Below are 19,729 nucleotides of genomic sequence, written 5' to 3'. Positions count from 1 at the left end.
GTTCCACCGGTCGCCTTGCGTGAGTCCCGGCATCCTTGCCGGTGCGGCCAACGTGCCGCAGGTGCGGTCCTGCTATCGGCCGCGCCTCGGCTGCACGCGGGAAAGTGACCCCCATTTGCGCAGGTTCGATTTCAGGTCCGGAAACGTTCGGCGTTATCTGCGCGTCGGGCAGAGGGGCCGATCAGGGCCTGAGGGCCCGGTAACACACGCAGATGCCCATCGTCATGGGGCGGGCGGTGACGTCCCTAAAGCCCGCGTGCTCAAGGGCTTCCTGCATCTGGCGGGGCGTCCAGAAGGTGCCCACGGAGGCGGGCAGGTACTTGTAGGCCCCGGTCTTGTCGCCGCTGATGACGGTGGCGGTGCGGGGCATGATGCGGGCGCAATACAGGCCGTTGAACCACCGCATGAGCGGATTGCGGGGCTGGGCGAACTCCAGAATGACGAGACGCCCGCCGGGGCGGAGCACGCGGGCAAACTCGGCGATGGCCTTCGGCGGCTCGCTCACGTTGCGGATGCCGAACCCGATAGAGACGACGTCGAAGGTGGCGTTGTCGAAGGGCAGCGCCATGGCGTCGCCCTCCATGTACTGCACCTTGCTGGCCACTTCGGCGCGTTCGCCGGGTAGTTTCTCGCGGGCGACCTCGAGCATCGCGGGGGTGAAGTCCAGGCCGATGACGCGCTTGGCGTGGGTGCGGGCGAAGAGCTGCGTGAGGTCGCCGGTGCCGCAGGCGACGTCGAGCACCTCGTCGCCGGGTTTGACGGAGGCGGCGCGGACGCCGGCGCGGCGCCAGCGCTGGTCCTGCCAGAGGGAGTGGACGCGGTTGTTGAGGTCGTAGCTGCCGGCGATGGCACCGAACATCCCACGGACCTTGGCGGCCTTCTCGGCCGACTGGTGCGGGTTGGTGAGTTCGGGGTCGGTCCAGGCCACAGCCTCGCCGTTCCGCTGTCCTGAGCCGTTCCTGAACTCCGCACTCATGAAGTCATGGTAGGTGAGTGGTATGGTTCTCTCGGCCCCGCCCACGCGGGTGTCGCCTTATGGAGACTTGCGTATGCGACTGAAGAAGACCCCCGCGGCGGCTCTGGTTGCTCTGAGCGTGCTCCCCCTCGCGTCGTGCAGCACCAACCCGGCCACCGGCCGCAGCCAGTTCAACGCCATCAGCCCCGAGCAGGAGATCGCGCTGGGCGTGCAGTCCACGCCGCAGGTGGTGCAGCAGTACGGCGGGAAGTACGGCGACGCGTCGGTGCAGGCGTACACGACCGAGATCGGCCAGAAGCTCGCCCGCGGCACGGAGGGGGACAACCCGAAGCTGCCGTGGGAGTTCACGATGCTGGACTCGGACATCATCAACGCGTTTGCGCTGCCGGGGGGCAAGGTGTTCTTCTCGCGGGGGCTGGCGGCGCAGCTGAAGAACGAGGCGCAGTTCGCAGGCGTGCTGGGGCACGAGATCGGGCACGTGACCGCGCGGCACATCAACGATCAGGTGGTGCGCGAGCAGGTGGCGTCGGTGGGCGGAGAGCTCGCGGGCTCGCTGCTGGAGAGCAAGGCGGGCATCGGTGGGCAGCTGACGCCCACGCTGATCCAGCTGGGGCAGCAGAGCGTGCTGCTGCGGTTCAGCCGCAAGCAGGAGCTGGAGGCGGACTCGCTGGGCATGCGGTACATGGCCAAGGCCGGGTACGACCCCGAGGCGCTGCTGGGGGTGATGGATGTGCTGGCGGCGGCGATGGAGGGAAACCGGGGTGTCGAGTTCTTCTCCACCCACCCGTACCCGGACACGCGTGTGGCGAACATCAAGGAGCAGCTGAGCAGCAACTACAGCAGCAGCCTGACGAAGCTGGAGCTTGGCGCGGATGCGTACCAGCGGCGGATGCTGTCGAAGCTGAAGGGCGTGCGGCGGAGCGACGCGGGTGCGAGCAAGGCGAGCTTCGGGGACCTGGGTGATCCGGTGCTGTGGTGTGCGCACTGCCGCGAGGATGCGGAGCACGCGCAGGCGAAGGACTGAAGTGGCGAAGAGGTAAGCGGGTGAAGAGTTGAGGCATGCAAAAGGCCCTGCGACGTGCAGGGCCTTTTTCGTGAATCAGTTGTTGTGGCAGGAGAGCATCGAGATGAGGACATCTCGATGGCACGAGAGCGCTTTACCGCTTGTCCATCGGCGTGTAGCGCACGTCGTGCGGGCCGACGTAGGCCGCGGCGGGGCGGAAGAGGCGGTTGTCGGCGAGCTGCTCGAGGACGTGGGCCGACCAGCCGCCGACGCGCCCGACGACAAACATGGGCGTGAAGAGGTCCAGGGGCAGGCCGATGCAGTGGTACGTGGTGGCGGAGTAGAAGTCGACGTTGGGGTAGATGCCCTTGGCGGCGACGGCGCCCTCCATCGTCTTCTCGATGCGGGTGGACTTGTCGAACAGGTCCATGTTGCCGGTGTCCTGCGCGAGCTGCTTGGCGAGGCCCTTGAGGTGGCTGGCGCGCGGGTCGTACGCCTTGTACACGCGGTGCCCGAAGCCCGGGATCTTCTCCTTCTTGGAGAGCTTGTCGAGCACGAACTTCTCCGCCGCGTCGACGTTGGGAATCTGGTTGAGCATGACCATGACCTCTTCGTTGGCGCCGCCGTGCAGCGGGCCGCGGAGGGAGCCCACGGCCGCGGTGAGGGCCGAGTAGAGGTCGCTCATTGTGGAGATGACGACGCGGGCGGCGAAGGTCGAGTTGTTGAAGCCGTGGTCGGTGTGCAGGACAAGGCACACGTCCAGGGCCTTGGCCATCGCGGGCGTGGGCTTGGCGCCGTTAAGCATGTAGAGGAAGTTCTCGGCGATGGACAGGCCCTTGTCGGGCCGCACGATCGGCTTGCCTTGGCGGTGGCGGTGGAAGGCCGCGAGGATGGTGGGGGTGACCGCGAGCATGGTGAGGGCCTTGTCACGGACCTTGGCGAGGTCGGTGGCGTTGGGCTCGGGGTCGATCAGGCCCATGGCGGAGACCAGCGTGCGCATGACGTGCATGGGCTGGGCGTCCATGGGCATGGCGGTGAGAAGCGACTCGATCTTGGCGGGCATCTCGTAGCGACCGCGGATCGCGCTGTTGAAGGCGGTCAGCTCCTCGCGCTTGGGGAGGCGGGTGTTCCAGAGGAGGAAGACGGTCTCCTCGAAGGTGGAGTTGCTGGCGAGCTCGCCGATGGGGATGCCGACGTACTCGAGCACGCCCTTCTCGCCATCGATGAACGACATCCGGGTTTCGGCTGCAACGACGCCCTCGAGGCCCTTGGAAAACGCTGCCATCTGGTATCACCCTTGTGGTGCTGGATCGGTGTGGACCGGCGGGTCGGTCCCGCCATGGGGGGCCGCCGGGGGGCAGACTATAGAGTGGGTTCCCCCGGGTGTCTTTCCCGCCCGTCGCCGCGACAGTGAAGGCTCTGTGAACCGTGCAAATTACCGGGCGCGGCTAGGATCCGCCTTTGGAGGCGAGCCATGGCCCGCACACGCATCACCGTCTGCGGCATCACCGAGGAGGAGCAGGCGTTCATCGCCGCGGACGCGGGGGCGGACGCCATCGGCTTCGTGTTCACGCCCATGAGCCCGCGGGCGATCGACCCCGCCGCGGCGTACGACATCATGAGCGTGATGCCGCCGCTGCTGGCGTCGGTGGGGGAGTTCTGCGACCCGACGGTGGACCAGTTCGTGGATGCGGAGGAGGCGTGCCCGACGATCTACACGAAGTTCGCGGGTGATGAGGACGTGCAGCTTGTGCGGACGTGCGGGCCGGACGTCATCAAGCTGGTTCGGTATGACGAGGCGACGTTCGCGCGGGACCTGGCGCGGTGGGATGAGGTGGAGGAGGTCTGCGCGGTGATGGTGCAGGCGCCCGGGCCGGGGGCGTTCGACTGGGCACGGCTGACGCCGCACATCGAAAATATCCGCAAGCCGATCATCCTGACCGGCGGGCTGACGCCGCAGAACGTGGGGGAGGCGATCCTGGCGGTGCGGCCGTGGGCGGTGGAGGCGTGCGCGGGCGTGGAGCACGCGCCGGGGGTGAAGGACGTGCAGATGATCGAGGATTTTTGTCTAGCGGTGCAGGGGGCGGACAGAGAGTGAGGTCACGCCCTGGGGTGGTGCTTCGCGTGCACCTGCTTGAGGCGTGAGCGGTCGACGTGGGTGTAGATCTGCGTCGTCGCAATATCCGCATGCCCGAGCATCTCCTGCACGACGCGGAGGTCGGCGCCGCCGATGAGCAGGTGGGTGGCGAAGCTGTGGCGGAGCGTGTGGGGGTGCACGTCGCGGAGGCCGGCCTCAAGGGCGCAGCGTTTGACGATCTGCCACACGGCCACGCGCTCGAGCGGACGGCCGGTGCGTGAGAGCAGCACGCGACCCTTGTCGCGCCCGTCGGCGCGGTCGAGCCTGGGGCGGCACTCGTCGAGGTAGCGCTCCACGGCCTCGCGTGCGGGGGCGCCCATCGGCACCAGCCGCTGCTTGTTGCCTTTGCCGGTGACGCGGACGACGCCGAGGGTGGTGTGCAGCTCGTTGAGCGTGAGGCCGGCGACCTCGGAGGCGCGCAGGCCGCTGGCGTAGAGCAGCTCCAGAAGCGCCTTGTCGCGCAGCCAGAGGGGCACATCCTCCTGGCCGGGCATCTTCGGGCGTGACTCCGGCTTGGGGGCGGCGAGCAATGCCGCGACCTGCTTTGGCGAGAGCACATCGGGCAGCTTCTTCCAGCGCGTGGGGCGGTCGAGGACTTCGGTGGGGTCCTTTGTGATGAGGCCGGTGGAGAGGGCCCAGCGGAAGAAGACCTTGATGGCCGCGAGGTGGCGGATGACCGAGCTGCCCTCCATCAGCCGCTTGCTTTTGAGCTCGGCGATGTGGGTGGAGACGTGGCGCGAGGAGATAGCGGGCAGCTCGCCGACGCCCTTCTCGTGCATGTCCATCAGGAGGTCGTAGAGGTCGCGCCCGTAGGCGTCGAGGGTGTTCTGTGAGAGGCCGCACTCCACCCGGAGGAACCCCATGAAGTGGGCGACGAGCTTCGCAAAGTGGTCAGGCAGGGCGGGGCGCGGCTCGCCCTTGCGGCGCCGGGCGGAGGGGGGCAGTGGGGCGGGTGCGCTCACAGCCGCATCATCGGCAGATCGGGTCGAACGGGTCGATTGGAAGAGAGGCATCAAGGCATGAGGCACCAAGGCATCAAATGAGGGTCAATGAAAAGCCCCGGCTCGCGAGGAGCCGGGGCTTGGGGAAACTCAGGGGTTCTCGCCTACGCGGGGTTTAGCCGCGGAGGAGGGAGAGGACCGACTGGGGCTGGCTGTTGGCCATCGACAGGATGTTGGTCGAGGCCTGCACCAGGATCTGGCTGCGGGTGAGGGACGCGGTCTCGGCGGCGAAGTCCGCGTCACGGATCACCGACTGGGCCGCGGCCGTGTTCTCGCTCTGAACGTTGAGGCTGCGGATGGTGGCGCCGACGGTGTTCTTCTGGAACGCGCCCAGGCGGCCGCGGAGAGCGGAAACCTGCTTGATCGCCTCGGAGACGATCTTCTGCGCGTCCTCGACATCGCCGTCGACGATGTTGTTGGCCTTGCCCGAGGAGAGCGAATCGAGGTGGCCGATGGTGCTGTTGCCGAGCTTGCGGGCGGCGACGTCCTGGATGCCCAGGGACACCTTGCCGGCGATGTCGACGTTGCCGGCGAGCTGGAAGTCGGCGCCGCCGCCGGTGATGGTGAAGGCGCCGCTGGAGCCGCCCACCACGCCCAGGGTCTGGCTGGTGTCGGTGTCGAGGGTCAGCTGCACGTCGAGGAAGTCGGTGTTGATGCGGGCGGTCTTGCCCGTGGTGGTGGCGTTGATGCCGTTGATGGTCGCGGCGATGTTCTGGCCCTTGTCGGTCACGCCGTTGGCGGCGGCCGAGGAGGTGAAGAGGGTGCCGCCCGAGGTGTCGGCGGTGTTGAAGTCGTCAGACTCGAGGCTGTAGACGCCGGTCTGGCCGCTGTTGCCGCCGTTGTGCAGCACCTTCACCGACACGAACTCGCTGGAGCCGAAGTCGGAGCTGTTGAGCTTGATGCCCGTGCCCGAGGTGGTCGCCTGGACGCCGGTCACGTCGCTGAAGCTGTTGATGGTCTGCTTGATGGTGTCGAGCGAGGTGCCGTCGGAGAAGGTCAGCTCGCGGCTGCCCTTGCTGCCCGACACCTCGATCACGAAGGAGCTGGTCGCGGCCACGCTGAGGGTGGTGGCGCCGGCGGAGAGGAACAGGCCGGCCTGCTGGGCGGAGGCGGTCACCGACACGTCGACCTGGAGGCTGGCGCCGGAGAACTTCGCGCCGTTGACCTTGAAGTCGGACACGCCGGTGGCGACGCCCGAGGTCTTGAAGTCGAAGTTGCCGTTGAGCAGCTTGATGCCCTGGAAGTTGGTGGCGCTGGAGACGCGGTCGATCGTCTGAAGGATCGAGTCGATCTGCAGCTGGTTCGCGGCCTTCTCCTCGGCGGAGAGGCCGGCCTTGCTGGCCGACGCGGTGAGCAGGCCCTGGAGCTCGGTCAGCAGACCGGAGACTTCCTGGAGGCCGCCCTCGGCGATGTTGGCGACCTGGTCGGTGCGCTGGGCGTTGGTGATGGCGGCGTTGAGGCCCTTCTGACCGGCCTCAAGGTTCTGGCTGGCGATGAGGCCGGCCGGATCGTCCTTGCCGCGGTTGACCTTGAGGCCCGTGCTGAGGCGCTCGAGGCTGGTGGACAGGCCCATGTTGTTCTGCGAGAGAACACGCTGGGCGACGAGAGACTGAACGTTCGTGTTGATGCGAGACATACTGAGGACCCTCCGTGCAGTGAGTACGAGCTCCGCGGCTGGACGACCGCGGTGGTGACTGTCGGCGGTGGGCTTGACGCGTCCCACCGCTGAGCCCGGCGCCGACAGGCCCGTGACTCGCGTGAACTCGGGATCCGTCCCGCTTCCACGCATTCCGCACCCAACAGGGTGAGGAACACCGTTGGGATCGGGAACTTCGGGGGGGTGGTTGAGCGGCGTGTGTCCAAAAAAACGCAAAATCCCGCGCAGCCCGCGCGGGATTACCGGAAACGCGCAAGAAAAGCCCCCTCAGGAGGGCCCTGAAGGGGTTCTGGATGCGGTCTGTACGGGTTGTGAGGGGGCGGTGGCTTAGCGGCCGAGCAGCTGGAGCACCGACTGGCTCTGCTGATTGGCGAGCTGAAGGGTCGAAGTGCCCGCGCTGGAGAGGATCTGGGCCCTCGTCAGCTGGCTCGTCTCCATCGCGAAGTCCGCGTCGCGGATCTGCGACACGCTCGCGGTGAGGTTCTCGAACTGCGATTGCAGCGACGTGACGTTGGTGTCCAGCACGTTGCGCTCGAAGGCGCCCAGCCGCCCGCGGAGCGACGTGATCTGGTCGATTGCCGCGTTGAGCACTTCCTGTGCGCCCGAGAAGTCGCGGCGCTGGAAGGACTGCCGCACGCTGTTGTACTGGCCTTCCTTGAGCGAGTTGAGGAACTCGACGCCGTTGCTGGTAATGACGCCGCCCAGGCGGGACGCGGCCACCGAGGGGATGCCCACGTTGGACTGCTGCAACGCGGTGACGTTCGGGCCAAGCTGGAAGAGGGCGCCGCCGCCGGTGATGTGGAAGGTGGAGGTCGCCGTCGCGGGCCGGGTGGCGAAGTCGCTGCCGAGCGTGATGCTCGCCGCGAGCGAGGGGATATTGGTGACCAGCTCGAGGCCGCGCCCGCGGATGAGGTTGCCGTTGACCAGGGCCTGCACGTCCTGGCCGTTGTCATCGCCCGAGCGAGTGAGCGTGCCGGCACCGACGTAGGTGGCCCAGTCGAAGGGCGCCGCGCCCGGGACCGGTGCGTTGTTAGCGAACTTGTAGGTGACGAAGCTGTCGGCGGACTCGCTGGGCGGGTTCTGCCGCTTGACGCTGACGAATGAGTCGGAGCCGAAGGTGGTGGACTGGAAGACCAGCCCCGAGTTCACGTCGTTGTTGATGGCCGCGACCTGCACGCCGGTGAGGGCGGTGGAGCGGTTGATGGCGTTCATCACCTGCGTCAGCGACTGGCCGCTGGCGAACTCGAAGACCTGCACGCCCTTGGGGCCCTTGACCTCGAGGGTCATTGCCGAGAGCAGCACGCCCGGGGGCGTGGTCCCGCCGCTGTAATACAGGGCTCCGGTCTGGGCCGAGGCGACAACGTCGATGTCGACCTGCACCGAGCTGCTGCCATTGAAGGTCGCGCCGTTGATGCGGGCGTTGGTGATCGCGCTGGAGCGGACGCCCGAGAGGGTGTAGTCCAGCGAGCCGTCCAGCAGCTTGAGGCCGCCGAAGCTGGCGGTGTTGCTGATGCGCGTGATGGAGTCGATGGCCGAGTCGATCTGCAGCTGGTTCGCGTCGCGCTCGGCGTCGGAGGTGGCCCCCGAGTTGGAGGACTGCACGATGAGCCCGCGGATGCTGTTGAGCAGGTCGTTGATCTCGGTGAGGGAGGCCTCGGCCGTGGAGATCACGCTGCTGGCGCGCTGGGCGTTGCTGATGCCCTGGTTGACGCCCTGGATGTCCGAGCGGATGCGCTCGGAGATGATCAGGCCGGCCGGGTCGTCCTTGCCGCGGTTGATCTTCAGGCCTGTGGACAGCCGCTCCAGACGAAGGTTCATCTCGTTGGAAGTGCGGCCGAGGTTCGCCTGCGCGATCATGCTGGCGACGTTCGTGTTGATCCTAGCCATTGCAATCCTCCGTGATTGAGGCTAAGTGCTCCGAGAAACCAGACCGACGCTGCGGGCGTCGGCCCGCGTAGGAAAAGCCCCGCTGCGGGGCGTTATCGATACTGCTTACAGGGCCCTGCGCTGCTCGCCGGGCCGCGAAACCCGGGTGCCGTTGATGTACGGCGTCTGCGGCGCCTGGCTGGCCAGGCCGCTGGTCCGCGCCCGGACCTTGGACCGTGCGGGCCCCGGCAGGATCTCGCCCGACAGCCCGTTCAGCTCGCTGCCGCTGATCCGTGCCGCCTGCTCGTTCTCCTGCCTGATGGCTTCGTAGACCTCTTTGCGATGAACGGCGATGCGTGTCGGAGCCGTGATCCCCAGACGGACCTTGTCGCCGCGGATGTCCACCACGGTGATCTCGATCTCGTCCCCGATCATGATCGTCTCGTCGCGCTGCCGGGATAGCACCAGCATCAGTTCGCTCCTTACTCCCCGGGCCTCCATGCCCGGGGGTGGGCCGCCTTCTCTCCTCGCGCCATACAGATGGGCGCGGCGCGGCCTGCCGGCTGTCCGGTGGTGATTCGTGCGGGGGTTGGAACCTTTGGTTCCCCATTGCTCTCTGCGGGTGGTTCTGGCTCAGGCCGACAGCGCGGCCGCGACCTGCTGCGTGGCCACCTTCACCAGCGGGTGGCGGGTGGTCCAGCGGCGCTCCGCCAGGACCATCTGCTCGCCGGTGCGGGTGAGGGTGTTGATCACCAGCGGCCCCTGGAGGTTGCCGGTGAGGGTGGTGTCCACCTTGTTGACGATCACGAAGACCTGGGCGTCCTCGAGCTTGTTGAGCTTGAGCTCGGTCATCTGCTCGGGGCGGATCGGGACGGAGTACTCGGGGACGAACAGGCTGGGGTCGGTAATCACGAACGCCAGGCTCGGCTCGTCGATGGACTGCAGCCAGAAGAAGCAGGCGTCCTCGCCCGGCTCCAGCAGGCAGAAGCGGGTCTGGTTGGTGAAGCCCAGCAGGCCCTTGGGGAAGTGGATCACGCGGTCCTCCGCGATGCTCACCACTCCGAATCGTGTCGTACGCACTTCCATTGCGTCAGCTCCGTCCATGGTTCTCCGCCGATCTCCCCGGCGGCACAGGTATCGATCTCCGATCAACACATCTGAATCAGCCAAGGAAGTCCAGCAGGCTCCTCGACTGCGTCAAAGCCGTGATCCTCAGTCCCGCTTCCAGCTGCGTCTGGAGGAGGGCAAACCGCGAGGACGCCTCGGTGAAGTCCACGTCCCGCAGGTCGCTACGGGCCTTGGTGTCCGTCGTGGCTCGTTCCACCTCGCGCATCTCCGCGTCGTCCACTCGTCGGGCGTAGCCGCCCACCGTGCCCCGGGTCTCGACCAGGGACGCGATGGTGGCGTCGAGTCCCTCTCCAGCAAGGGTGATGCCAGAAGTGTCGTTGGCCCGCAGCGCATCACGCAGGTCGATCAGGCGCGTGAACAGGTCGTCCACGCGCACCTTTGCACGGTCCTCACCCCTCAAAGTTGCGCTGCCGAAGTCGTATGTGGTGTTCAGCAGCCCCAGCTGCTCCGCGGCCTTCGAGTTGTTGAGCGCCCTGACCGAGATGGGGTCCGGGAATGTCGCGTTCTGCACGAGGGCGATGCCGTTCGCGCCGTCCGGGATCGTGGCCACCAGGTCCGTCGGGTCCAAACCCGCCATCGTCAGGGCCGAGGCAAGTTGCGTGTTGATTCGGCTGAGCAGCGACTGCATGTCGGAGAGATCGCTGGGCCGCAGGTCGATACGGACCTTGGTCCCTTCGCCGAGTGTGATCTCGATATCGTCGTTGAGGGCCTGGTCATAGATGCCGGTGGACTGGTTGATGACACCGTCGACCACCTGCACGCCTCGCCCGAAGTTGAGGTCCGAGACGCGCGTCGCACCCGAGAGCGAACGGATGCCCAGGCGCGTGGCCGTGTGGCCCTGGCCGGCGACCTCACTGATGGAGAGGGCGCCCCCGCTGCCGGCGGAGACCTCGTTGACGATGTCGATGCCGGTGCCGGCGCTGTTGACCCGCACCCGCACGCCCAGTCCGGTGCCCTCGATGAGGTTGCGCACGTCCTGAATGGTCTGTGCACCGGAGAGGTCGACGATCGCCGTGCGCCCGGCGTTTGCCAGGCGGATGGAGCCGAGCGCGCCGCTGACGCCCATGAGCGAGCCGATGGAGGTCTCGAGGGTCAGGCGCGGGTCGGTGCTGCGGCCCGCCGACGCTGCCTGCGTGAAGTCGAAGGGGGTCGTGTCGGTCAGGCCCAGGTCGAGCGCGGCGGTGCCGCTGCCCACGTCCGAGAACCGCAGGGTGTGCCCCGCGCCCACATCTATATTGAACCAGTCGCCGCCAACGCCCACGCCGCCAGGGCCGAGGATGGTGACGCCGTTATCGGACTCGTACTGCCGCACGGCGCTGTCGATCCGCTTGGCGACATCGTCCGCGGTCGCGGCTCCTTCGAGATCGATCGTGATCGGCGCGCCGCCGTCGATTGAGAGCGAAACGGTGCCGAGGGCCACGCCCAGGCCGCGGGCGCCGTTGAGGTCGGAGAGCGGCGTGGTCGGGCTCAGGCCGGGGTTGAGGTCCACCGACCCGCGCACGCGCGCGGAGATGCCGGAGATGGCGGTCGCGCCGATGGTGATCGGCGCCCCGCTCGCCTGGCCGAGGTCGGTGATGAGGCCGGAGCCCTCGCCGCGGTAGCGGAAGCCGGTACCGAAGGCCTCGACCGGCGGGCGCGAGGTGGTGGAGCCGCCGAAGACGTACCCCGCGACCGACTGCGTGTTGGCGGTGTTCAGCAGGCTCTGGATCATCTGGTCGATGACGATGGCCTGGCTAGCCCGCTCGCTCGCGGTGCTGCCGACATTGAGCTGCTGGCTGGCGATGCCCTTGGCCTGCTGGGCGAGGTCGTTGGCCGCGCCGAGGGCCGAGTCGATCACGTCGAGCGAGGCCGCGGCGTGGCTGAGGTTGCGGCGCAGCTGCACCGAGCGGTCGAGCCGATCGTCGAGCACCGAAATGGTCGCCGCTCTGATGATGTCGTCGCTGGGCCGCAGCACCGCGCGCCCGGTGGCGATCTGCTCGCTCACGCGCAGCAGGCCGACGTTTGAGCGGTTGATGTTCGCCAGCGCCATGCGCGAGGCCATCAGGTTCGACACGCGTGCCAGCCCGTTTGGAATGCTGCTCATCCCATGATCCCCAGCAGGATGTTCGTGAGCTCCTGCGCCGTGCTGATCACCTTCGCCGCGGCTTGGTACTGCCGCTGGAACTCGAGCAGGTTGATCGACTCCTCGTCGATGCTGACCCCGCTGATGCCCGCACGCTGCGATTCCAGGCTTTCGAGCACCACGGCCGAGGCTCTGGCGGCGGTATCGGCGGCGGACGCCTGGCCCGCGACCTCCTGCACGCTCTCGCGCCAGAGGCCCTGGAGCGTCTGGCCGTCAAGCCCCGGCAGCCCGCGGGACTGAAGGCCCGCGATCTCCATGGCCGTGCCGTTCTCGACGAACTGGCCGTTCACCATGCGGCCTGCGGTGAGCAGGCCGGGGTCGCTGACCAGGTCGGCGCGGACGCCGATGTCGGTGCCGTCCGTGCCCTTGAAGTACGAGTTGAGCCCGAGCAGCGCCACCGCGCCGGAGGTGTCGTCGGCGAAGCTGAAGTCAAAGCCCGTCGCGGCCTGCACGCTCACCTTGCCGTCGGCGGTGAAGCCCGCCGTGAGGCCGGGGATGGCGCCGATCGCGGCGACGATGTCCGCGGCGGAGGTGTCGTCGGTCGTTCCAGCAGCGCCGCCGGCATTGATGCCGTCGAGGTCGACGTTGATCCGCACGCTCTCAACGGCGCCGGTGTCCTTGTTCCGCACGTTGACGGTGAAGTAGCCGTTCTTGGCGGCGAAGGGCAGGCGCGAGGTGATCTGGTTGCCCGCGTCGTTGAGCGCCAGGTTGCGGTCAGAAGCCCCGAACGCCAGCGTCCCCATCGTGCTCGACAGCCCTGCGGCGTTCACACCCGTGCTGTGCAGCTTGTTGACCTCGAAGATGAGCTGGCTGGCGAGGCGGTCGAGCTTGTCGATGGTGCCGGCGACGGCGCTCACGCGCGACCCGACCAGCGCTCCCAGCGCGCCCGAGGTGATGTTCAGCGTCTGCCCATCCGCCGCCGTAGCGATCGCGATCTGCGTCTCGCCATCAACAACCGTGCGCTTCACCTGCAGCTCGCGGACCGCGCCGCCGAGTACGACCGGCGTGGAGCCCACGAGCACGTCCACACCCTGCTGGCCGTGGTCGACGACGTTGATGTCCATGATCGACGCGAGCTCGGAGAGGATACCGTCGCGCTGGTCGCGGAGGGTGTTGGCGGTCGCGCCAGAGACCTCGGCCTGCGCGATGGTGCCGTTGAGCTGCGCGACCTGCCGCAGCAGCTCGTTGCCGCGGCTGACGGTCGCGCCCATCTGGTCGTCGATCTGCCGCTGCTGGTCGACGAGCTGCGAGCGGAGGTTCTTGATGAACCCCGCGAGACGGTCGCCCTGCTGCACCACCGCCGCGCTGCTCTGCGTCTGGTTGCCCCGCTCCGACCAGCTGTTGAAGAACGCCGAGAGCTCGCTGGAGAGGTCGTGGTCGCCCAGCTCGCCCAGCGCGGCCTCGATCTGCGAGAAGATGCCGGACTTCGTCGCGGCGGAGAAAAAGTCAGAGCCGCCGTTCCATAGCCGTCCCTGCAGGGCGTTGTCGACCTGCCGCTGCACGGAGCGCACGAGCACGCCGTTGCCGATCTGAATGCCGGGGATGGACTGGTCGCCGCGTGCGGGCAGGTACCGCGCGACTTGGCGCGAGTAGCCCGGTGTGGCCGCGTTGGCCATGTTGTTGCCGGCGACCTGGATGCCGATCTGAGCGGCGGACAGTGCGGAGCGGCCGATCTGGATGGCGTCGGTGAGGCTCATGGGTAAAGGGCAAAGGTTCAAATGGCAAAGGGCAAATCGGAAGCGCTGTCTTCATCTGCCCTTTGCGAATTTGCTCGTTTGCTGTTTCCTCCTAGCTCCGCAGGTCCAGCGCTGAAACGACCATGCCGCCCGCTTCGACGTAGCCGCGGCGCGTGTACGTGCCGGCGTGGCTGAGCTGCCGGCCGACCTGCCGCATGAGTCCTTCCATGTGCGCCACCAGCGAGACAGTCGCGGCCCGGATGGTGTTCGTCTCTTCGTTCACACGCTCGATCAGCGTGCGGAGGTCGTTGCTCCTGGTCTTGAGTCGCTTCTGCTCGCCGGCGGGCACGCAGGCGCAGAGGTCGGTGAGCGTGATGGCGGTCGCCCGCTTGCCCGCGAGGGGCACGAAGCGCGTGCACGCGGCCGCCACGAGTTCGCGGCGCTCCTGCTCGAGCTTGGCGAGGATCTCGACACTGCGGGATTGAGCCGCGGTGGCCAAGCCGATGGCGGCAGCGTCGGCGTTGCGGATCGCCTCGCGGTGGGCCGCGGCCTGTTCGCCGAGGCGCGTGTAGGCGGCCGCGAGACTGTCGAGCAGCGACTCCAGGCGCTCGCACAGCACTTCTGCGTTCATCGGGTTGGCGTTCGTACCTTGAATCATCCCTGAACCTCAATCGCGGGCGTGGGCATCACTCCAGCCTTCGTCAGCATGCGGCGTGCCAACTGATCCACCAGCCCCCAGCGTTGCGAGGACACCATCCGCTCTGCGTGACGGGCGTCGAGCATCGAGCCGAACATCCGTTCCGCCTGGTTGGGGCCGAACGGGGCCGCGGCGTTGTTGCTCTCGCGCAGCCGCTTGAAGATGGGCTGCACCAGCGCGGTGGAGACGAGCTGCTCGGCCGCGGTGCGCGCCCGCTGCTCGGGCGTGCCCTCATCTCCCCCGCGAGCCTGCGCCATCACCCCCGCGAACCCCGCTTGCTCATCGAGCAGCCGAGACTGCGGGCGCAGCAAGGTCGGGTCCATCACGGACCCGCTCACCAGTCCTGGCATCCCGATCCGCTCCATTCCCACTTCCCGCCTCCGTGCTTCCGTGTCTCCGTGCCTCAGTGTCGACGGCCGGGCGATGGTTCAATCAACAACGAGCTTCGCGTTCAGCTTCCCCGTCTTGTGCAGCATCTGCAGGATGTTGATCTGCTCCTGCACCGGGATATCCAGCTGTTTGAACGCGCGGATCAAGTCCGCGAGCTTGGCCATCTCGCTGGGCCTGGCCTGCGGGGCGATCGGCGCCCACCGCTCCCGCGTAACCACCGGGTTCACAACCGAGGGCTGCGGAGCCGGCACCGTCGTGGTGATGGTCAGGTCCTTGTGCGTGATCGCGACAGGGCTGATCTCGACGTCTCCCGTGATGATGATCGAGCCCGTGCGCTGGTTGCAGATCACCTGCGCCGGGATGTCCAGGAGCTGCTGGTTGACTTCGGCGGAGAGAACGTCGGCGACGAAGGCCGCGCGGTCGGAGCGCTCGGCCTCGGGCACCGTCACGCGGATGGTCCGCTCATCGACGACCACCGCCACCTTGGGCCCCTGCGGCTGTGCCTTGGCGTTGATCGCGATCGCGATCTGGCTCGCGGCCGCCCAGCCCGCGTACGGCGTGTCGATGATCAGCTCGAAGGTGTCCGTCACCGGGGGCATCAGGATGTCCTCGATGATCCGCGCGCCTTTGCGCACCTTGCCGTTGGTGGTGATCGAGGGGTCCTGGAGGTCGACGAGCCCCTGGGCGAAGGCCCAGATCTTGCCGTCCTTGTCCGGCACCGGGCCCAGCAGGGCGCACAGGTACAGCTCGCCGCCCTTAAGGCTGGAGGCGTTCAGCAGTGCCGAGACCTGCACGTCGAAGGTATCGTCCGCGCGGGCGCCCGCGGGGGGGATGGTGACCGAGACGGACACCAGCGCCACGGACTTGGAACTCGCGAGCTCCTTGGGCGTGCCGAGCTGGTTGCCGCTCTGCTTGAGCAGCTCGGCGAGCGGTCGGGAGACCGCCAGCTCCTTGCCCGAGTCGCCGGTGCCGGGCAGGCCGACGACCAGGCCGTAGCCGCGGAGGATCGACTCCCCCTGGCCCTTGATCCGGACCAGCTCCTTGACCGTGGTCGCATTCGCGGCCAGAGTCAGCACCAGCGTCGCAAGGCACGCGATGATTCGCATGCCGTGCGGATCGCAAGGGGCGTGCCACCTCGTGCGACGCCGGGACTGAGCCGCTCTGGGCGAAGTCCCGGGTTGGCGGCGACCGATGTGCGCGAGTGGGACACGGGGTGAGCAGTTGTGACCGTGAAACGGACGTCGCGCCCAACCCGGGACTTCGTCGAGGACTCCTCAGTCCCGGCGTCGAGCGAAAGTTCCTCTTCGCTTAGAAGTTGAAGATCCCCTCGACCACCCGCGTCAGGAAGCCCTTGGTCGCGGTGTCCTTGGTGTCGCCCTCGGTGTGGGCGAGGATCGTCAGCTCGGCGAGCTGGCTGCTGAGGACGGTGTTGTTGTCCGTCACGTCCTCGCGCCGGCATTCGCCGCTGAGCACGAGCGTGCGGATCTCCTTGTCCTGCCCCACGGTCTTGCGGGCCTCGAGCACGAGCACGCCGTTGGGCTTGACGTCGATCACCGTCGCCTGGATCTTGTCCTGGAACTTGTCGGTCCGCTCGAACTTGCCGTCGCCCTTGAAGTTCCGCGAGCCGGTCAGGTCGGCGCTGGCGATCGTGCCCGTGCCCACGTTGGTCAGGTTGCCTTCCAGGAACATGGCGAGGTCGGGGAACTTGTTCACCGCCGCCTTCAGGCTCGCGTCCTTCTTGGCGTCCAGCTTCTGCTGGCTGCTCTGGCTGCTGCTCTCGGCGATGATGATCGTGACCTTGTCGTGCACCGCGTAGGGCTTGGGCTGAGGGGCCTCGACCAGCATGAGGCTGGCACTGCGGAGCGTGAGGGAACTGGTGGTGGGGGTCGCGGGCTGAGTGCTGGGCTGAGCGGGGGGCGTGCTCGGCGCCGTGTCGCTCTTTATGGGCGCACTCGTCGGCTCGGGCGCCATCATGCCCGGCGACGCAGCGGGGGCGCTCGGCTGCTGGGCTGCCTGCCCGGCAGGAGCAGTGGGGGAGTTTGATGGCGAAGGCTGACGCCGCAGCAGGCTCTGTCCATTCGCCGCGCCCGTCGCCGCAGCAACAGACACGCCCACCGTCATCAGCATCGCTGTCATACGCGCCATTACAGACCTCCCTCCGCCACCAGCACCGCCTTGCCCGGGCCGTTCACCCGTGCATCGAACGTCTTCTTGGAGTTCATGCTCTGGAACTGGATCACGTCGCCCTCGCGCCCGGCCTCTTTCGCCCGCGCCGTCGTGCTGACGACGACGGTCCCGGACACGCAGTCGATGCTCACCAGGTCCCCCCGTTGCACCACGACCGGCGCCTCGACGTCCTTGGCCAGGATCACCTTTCCGGCTTCCACGCGAGCACGTGCGACGCTGCCGACGACCTGCGAGCGTGTCGCGGGCGCCACTGAAGGCGCCAGCCACTGCTCCTGCTCTTCCAGGCTCTCGGAGTTCACCGCGCTGCCGCGCGACAGCGGCGTGCTCGACACCAGCACCGTCCGCCGCACCGTCACGCCGACCCGCACGACCTGCTGGGCAACGAGCACATCAGCGCGGTACACCCGCACGGTCAGCGGCATCTTGTCACCCATCGCCGCCGGCGAAACCGCGACCGTCCGCCCGGCCGTGGGCATGTCCAGCACCTCGGCCCCGTCCTCGAAGTTCAGGCGCAGGTCGGCCGCGTCGACGCCGCACGCCTGCGCGATCCGCGCCCGCACGTGGTCGCGCACGGTCTCGCCTTTGGGTGCATCCTTCTTCTCCACCGGGGCAGCGGCCTCGATCACCGGCATCGCTCCCGGCGTGCCCGTCGCCACCCGTACCACGCAGGCCGACCCCGAGAACGAGGTCCGACCGATCATCTCCCGCCCGTTCTGCTCCACCAGCTCGCGCACGCGCGACAGCTCCACGCGCAGGGAGCCGGTCTTCAACTCGCCCGAAGCGACCACACCCACCGCGGACAGACCAGCGGCCTCGCCGCGCAGCTCCGCAACATCCCCCAGCGTCACCGGCGCGCCCGCCTGCACCCGCACCAGCGTCCTGAGCGCGACGCTCGAGGCCTCCTGCCCCCGCGCCGCCGCCGCCAGCACGCACACCGTGACGAACGCCGCCAGCCATGCCAGTCTCCGCCTGGTCATTGCGTTACCTCCTCAGCTGGCTCACGGTCCGAAGCGTGTCGTCCGCGGCCTTGATGCTCTGGCTGTTCATCTCAAAGGCCCGCTGCACGCGGATCAGCTCGATCAGCTCGCGCGTGGGGTCCACGTTGCTCGATTCCAGCGACCCCTGCACGATGGTGCCGCGGTCCTCTTCCGCGGGCACGCCCACGTTCGCCGGCCCGCTCGCGACCGTCGCGCCGTACAGGTTTTCGCCGATCTGCCGCAGCCCCGCGGGGTTCACGAACGTCGCCACCTGCAGCTGCCCGGCCTCGCTCGGCTCGGTCGCGCCCGGCGTCATGTACGTCACCCGCCCATCGGAGCTGATCGAAATCGACCCTTGGATGGCGTTAGGCGGGATCGTGATCACCGGCTCCAGCCGCCGCCCCTGGTCGTTGGCGAGCACCATCTCGCCGTCGGCGTTGAGGGCGAAGTTCCCCGCCCGTGTGTAGCCTCGGCCTTCGGAGGCCTTGGAGTCTTCGACCGTCACCTGGAAGAACCCGGCTCCCTCGATCATCGCGTCCAGCGGCCGCCCCGTGCTCTGGGCGGCGCCCTGGGTGAAGTCGATCTGCGTGCCGCTGACCTTGACGCCCAGCCCCACGTACAGCCCCGTGGGTCGCTGGTCGTCGTTGCTGTTCACCGCGCCCGGCTGGGCCTTCTCCTGATAGAACAGGTCCTGGAAGTTGACGCGGCTGGCCTTGAACCCCTGCGTGTTCACGTTCGCGAGGTTGTTCGCGGTCACGTCGAGGGCGGTGTTGAGCGCCGTCAACCCCGAGGCCGCGGACTGCAGTGCGTTGATTGCCATCGTCAAATCCTCGAAGGGCAAATTCGCAAAGAGCAAATCAGAGTCGTGCCTTTATTTGCCCTTTGCCAATTTGCTCATTTGCTATTTCGCTCAAGCCAGCCGCCCCATCCCGATCGCCCGCTCCATGATCCGGTCGTGAGCCTGGATCATGCCCGCGTTCCATTCGACATCCCGCGCGGCGGAGGACATCCGCATCAGCGCCTGCACCTCGTCGGCCGCGGAGTCCTCGTACGCGTGCTGCTTCACGATGCCCCGCGCCGGCCGCTGGCTCGAGAGCGCGTTGGCGTCGGCCACGAACTGGCTCTTGTCCGCCTTCTGGAGCAGATCGAGGCTGGGCACGTCGATGACCTTGATCCGCGCCACCACCCGCCCGCCCTGCGTCACCGTGCCGTCGCTGCCAACCTGCACCGACCCCGGGGGCAGCCGCACCGGCCGCTTGTTGACGTCGAGCACCGGCATCCCGCCCGTCGCGGTCACCAGCGAGCCGTCGGCCGCCCGTGTAAACCGCCCGTCGCGCGTCAGCCGCACCATGTCGCCCTTGCGGTCCTCGGTATCACGCACCACGAAGAACCCCGAGCCCTCGATCGCGAGGTCGAGCGGCCCGCCGCTCTTGATCGCCCCCTGCGAGAAGTCGACGCGGTTGCGGTGCATCAGCGTCCCGCCGCCCAGCCGCTCGAGCAGGGTGTTGCTGGGGAGATAACCCACCCCATCCTCCCGCCGCACGTCCTGCCGCACCGCCGGAACCGGGATGTCCGGCTTGAACCCCGGCGTGTCCATGTTCGCGAGGTTGTTGGCCCACACCTCCTGCGCGTAGATCGAGGTCATGAGCCCGCTGGCGGAGATGTTCAGCCCGTACGACATGCGCTGCGGGTCGCATTCGCGAAGGGCGTGCCAGTGCGAAGCACACGACGCCGGGACTGAGCCGCTCTGGGCGAAGTCCCGGGTTGGCGGCGACTGCGACGACAGCCGTCGCGCTCAAACCGGGACTTCGGCAAAGCCCTCAGTCCCGGCGTCGTGTGGCCCATGTTCGCGCAGGCCCTCTGCGCCCCCGCGCAACCCCTGCGCCCCGCTCCTCTCCTACACTCCCCTTCC

At 67.9% G+C, this 19,729-nt stretch carries 18 protein-coding genes; 2 read left to right on the top strand and 16 right to left on the bottom strand.

The genetic code is table 11. The features are described from left to right. Positions 1 to 181: 181 nt before the first annotated feature. Positions 182 to 976 (bottom strand): bifunctional demethylmenaquinone methyltransferase/2-methoxy-6-polyprenyl-1,4-benzoquinol methylase UbiE, encoded by a 795-nt coding sequence (gene ubiE / locus VD997_13745; protein ID HYE63055.1) that lies wholly within the window; start codon positions 974 to 976, stop codon positions 182 to 184. Positions 977 to 1,049: 73 nt separating this feature from the next. On the opposite strand from ubiE, the gene VD997_13740 reads away from it, so the two are divergent. Then, complete coding sequence (locus VD997_13740) at positions 1,050 to 2,000, top strand: M48 family metallopeptidase (protein ID HYE63054.1); 951 nt, start codon at positions 1,050 to 1,052, stop codon at positions 1,998 to 2,000. A 133-nt stretch (positions 2,001 to 2,133) separates the two neighbouring features. Here VD997_13740 and VD997_13735 read toward each other — a convergent pair whose 3' ends face one another. After that, a complete protein-coding gene (locus VD997_13735) occupies positions 2,134 to 3,264 on the bottom strand; it encodes a citrate/2-methylcitrate synthase (protein ID HYE63053.1) in 1,131 nt (376 codons plus the stop codon). A gap of 189 nt (positions 3,265 to 3,453) precedes the next feature. Between VD997_13735 and VD997_13730 the strand changes: the two genes are divergently transcribed. Further along, positions 3,454 to 4,077, top strand: a complete 624-nt coding sequence (locus tag VD997_13730; GenBank protein HYE63052.1) for a hypothetical protein — start codon at positions 3,454 to 3,456, stop codon at positions 4,075 to 4,077. Positions 4,078 to 4,079: 2 nt separating this feature from the next. On the opposite strand, the gene xerD is transcribed toward VD997_13730, so the two are convergent. The 14 genes from xerD to VD997_13660 form a co-directional block, all read right to left on the bottom strand. Beyond that, positions 4,080 to 5,078, bottom strand: a complete 999-nt coding sequence (gene xerD / locus VD997_13725; GenBank protein HYE63051.1) for a site-specific tyrosine recombinase XerD — start codon at positions 5,076 to 5,078, stop codon at positions 4,080 to 4,082. Positions 5,079 to 5,232: 154 nt separating this feature from the next. Further along, positions 5,233 to 6,753 (bottom strand): flagellin, encoded by a 1,521-nt coding sequence (locus tag VD997_13720; GenBank protein ID HYE63050.1) that lies wholly within the window; start codon positions 6,751 to 6,753, stop codon positions 5,233 to 5,235. Between the two features lie 348 nt (positions 6,754 to 7,101). Next, on the bottom strand, positions 7,102 to 8,661 hold the full coding sequence (locus VD997_13715; protein HYE63049.1) for a flagellin: 1,560 nt from the start codon (positions 8,659 to 8,661) through the stop codon (positions 7,102 to 7,104). A 105-nt stretch (positions 8,662 to 8,766) separates the two neighbouring features. Next, positions 8,767 to 9,111: a carbon storage regulator CsrA gene (csrA, locus tag VD997_13710; protein HYE63048.1), complete on the bottom strand. Its 345-nt coding sequence runs from the start codon at positions 9,109 to 9,111 to the stop codon at positions 8,767 to 8,769. A gap of 162 nt (positions 9,112 to 9,273) precedes the next feature. Next, the gene (locus VD997_13705; protein HYE63047.1) at positions 9,274 to 9,726 is read right to left on the bottom strand and encodes a flagellar assembly protein FliW; all 453 of its coding nucleotides are present in this window, start codon (positions 9,724 to 9,726) and stop codon (positions 9,274 to 9,276) included. A 76-nt stretch (positions 9,727 to 9,802) separates the two neighbouring features. Next, complete coding sequence (locus VD997_13700) at positions 9,803 to 11,851, bottom strand: flagellin (protein HYE63046.1); 2,049 nt, start codon at positions 11,849 to 11,851, stop codon at positions 9,803 to 9,805. Next, positions 11,848 to 13,587: a flagellar hook-associated protein FlgK gene (gene flgK, locus VD997_13695; protein HYE63045.1), complete on the bottom strand. Its 1,740-nt coding sequence runs from the start codon at positions 13,585 to 13,587 to the stop codon at positions 11,848 to 11,850. The genes VD997_13700 and flgK overlap by 4 nt, the downstream gene beginning before the upstream one ends. Positions 13,588 to 13,678: 91 nt before the next feature. Next, positions 13,679 to 14,224, bottom strand: coding sequence for a flagellar export chaperone FlgN (gene flgN / locus VD997_13690; GenBank protein HYE63044.1), 546 nt, complete (start codon positions 14,222 to 14,224; stop codon positions 13,679 to 13,681). Next, complete coding sequence (locus VD997_13685) at positions 14,221 to 14,613, bottom strand: rod-binding protein (protein HYE63043.1); 393 nt, start codon at positions 14,611 to 14,613, stop codon at positions 14,221 to 14,223. The genes flgN and VD997_13685 overlap by 4 nt, the downstream gene beginning before the upstream one ends. A gap of 78 nt (positions 14,614 to 14,691) precedes the next feature. After that, entirely contained in the window at positions 14,692 to 15,759 is a 1,068-nt protein-coding gene (locus VD997_13680; protein ID HYE63042.1) for a flagellar basal body P-ring protein FlgI, read from the bottom strand. A gap of 202 nt (positions 15,760 to 15,961) precedes the next feature. Beyond that, positions 15,962 to 16,798, bottom strand: coding sequence for a flagellar basal body L-ring protein FlgH (locus VD997_13675; GenBank protein HYE63041.1), 837 nt, complete (start codon positions 16,796 to 16,798; stop codon positions 15,962 to 15,964). Beyond that, positions 16,798 to 17,817: a flagellar basal body P-ring formation chaperone FlgA gene (gene flgA / locus VD997_13670; GenBank protein HYE63040.1), complete on the bottom strand. Its 1,020-nt coding sequence runs from the start codon at positions 17,815 to 17,817 to the stop codon at positions 16,798 to 16,800. Before flgA ends, VD997_13675 begins: the two co-directional genes overlap by 1 nt. Before the next feature lie 4 nt (positions 17,818 to 17,821). Next, positions 17,822 to 18,637: a flagellar basal-body rod protein FlgG gene (gene flgG, locus VD997_13665; GenBank protein ID HYE63039.1), complete on the bottom strand. Its 816-nt coding sequence runs from the start codon at positions 18,635 to 18,637 to the stop codon at positions 17,822 to 17,824. A 90-nt stretch (positions 18,638 to 18,727) separates the two neighbouring features. Further along, positions 18,728 to 19,498, bottom strand: coding sequence for a flagellar hook basal-body protein (locus VD997_13660; protein ID HYE63038.1), 771 nt, complete (start codon positions 19,496 to 19,498; stop codon positions 18,728 to 18,730). Positions 19,499 to 19,729 lie beyond the last annotated feature (231 nt).

It is taken from the genome of Phycisphaerales bacterium (assembly GCA_035627955.1).
GTDB lineage: Bacteria > Planctomycetota > Phycisphaerae > Phycisphaerales > UBA1924 > JAEYTB01.
This window is presented reverse-complemented; position numbering and strand designations above follow the sequence as displayed.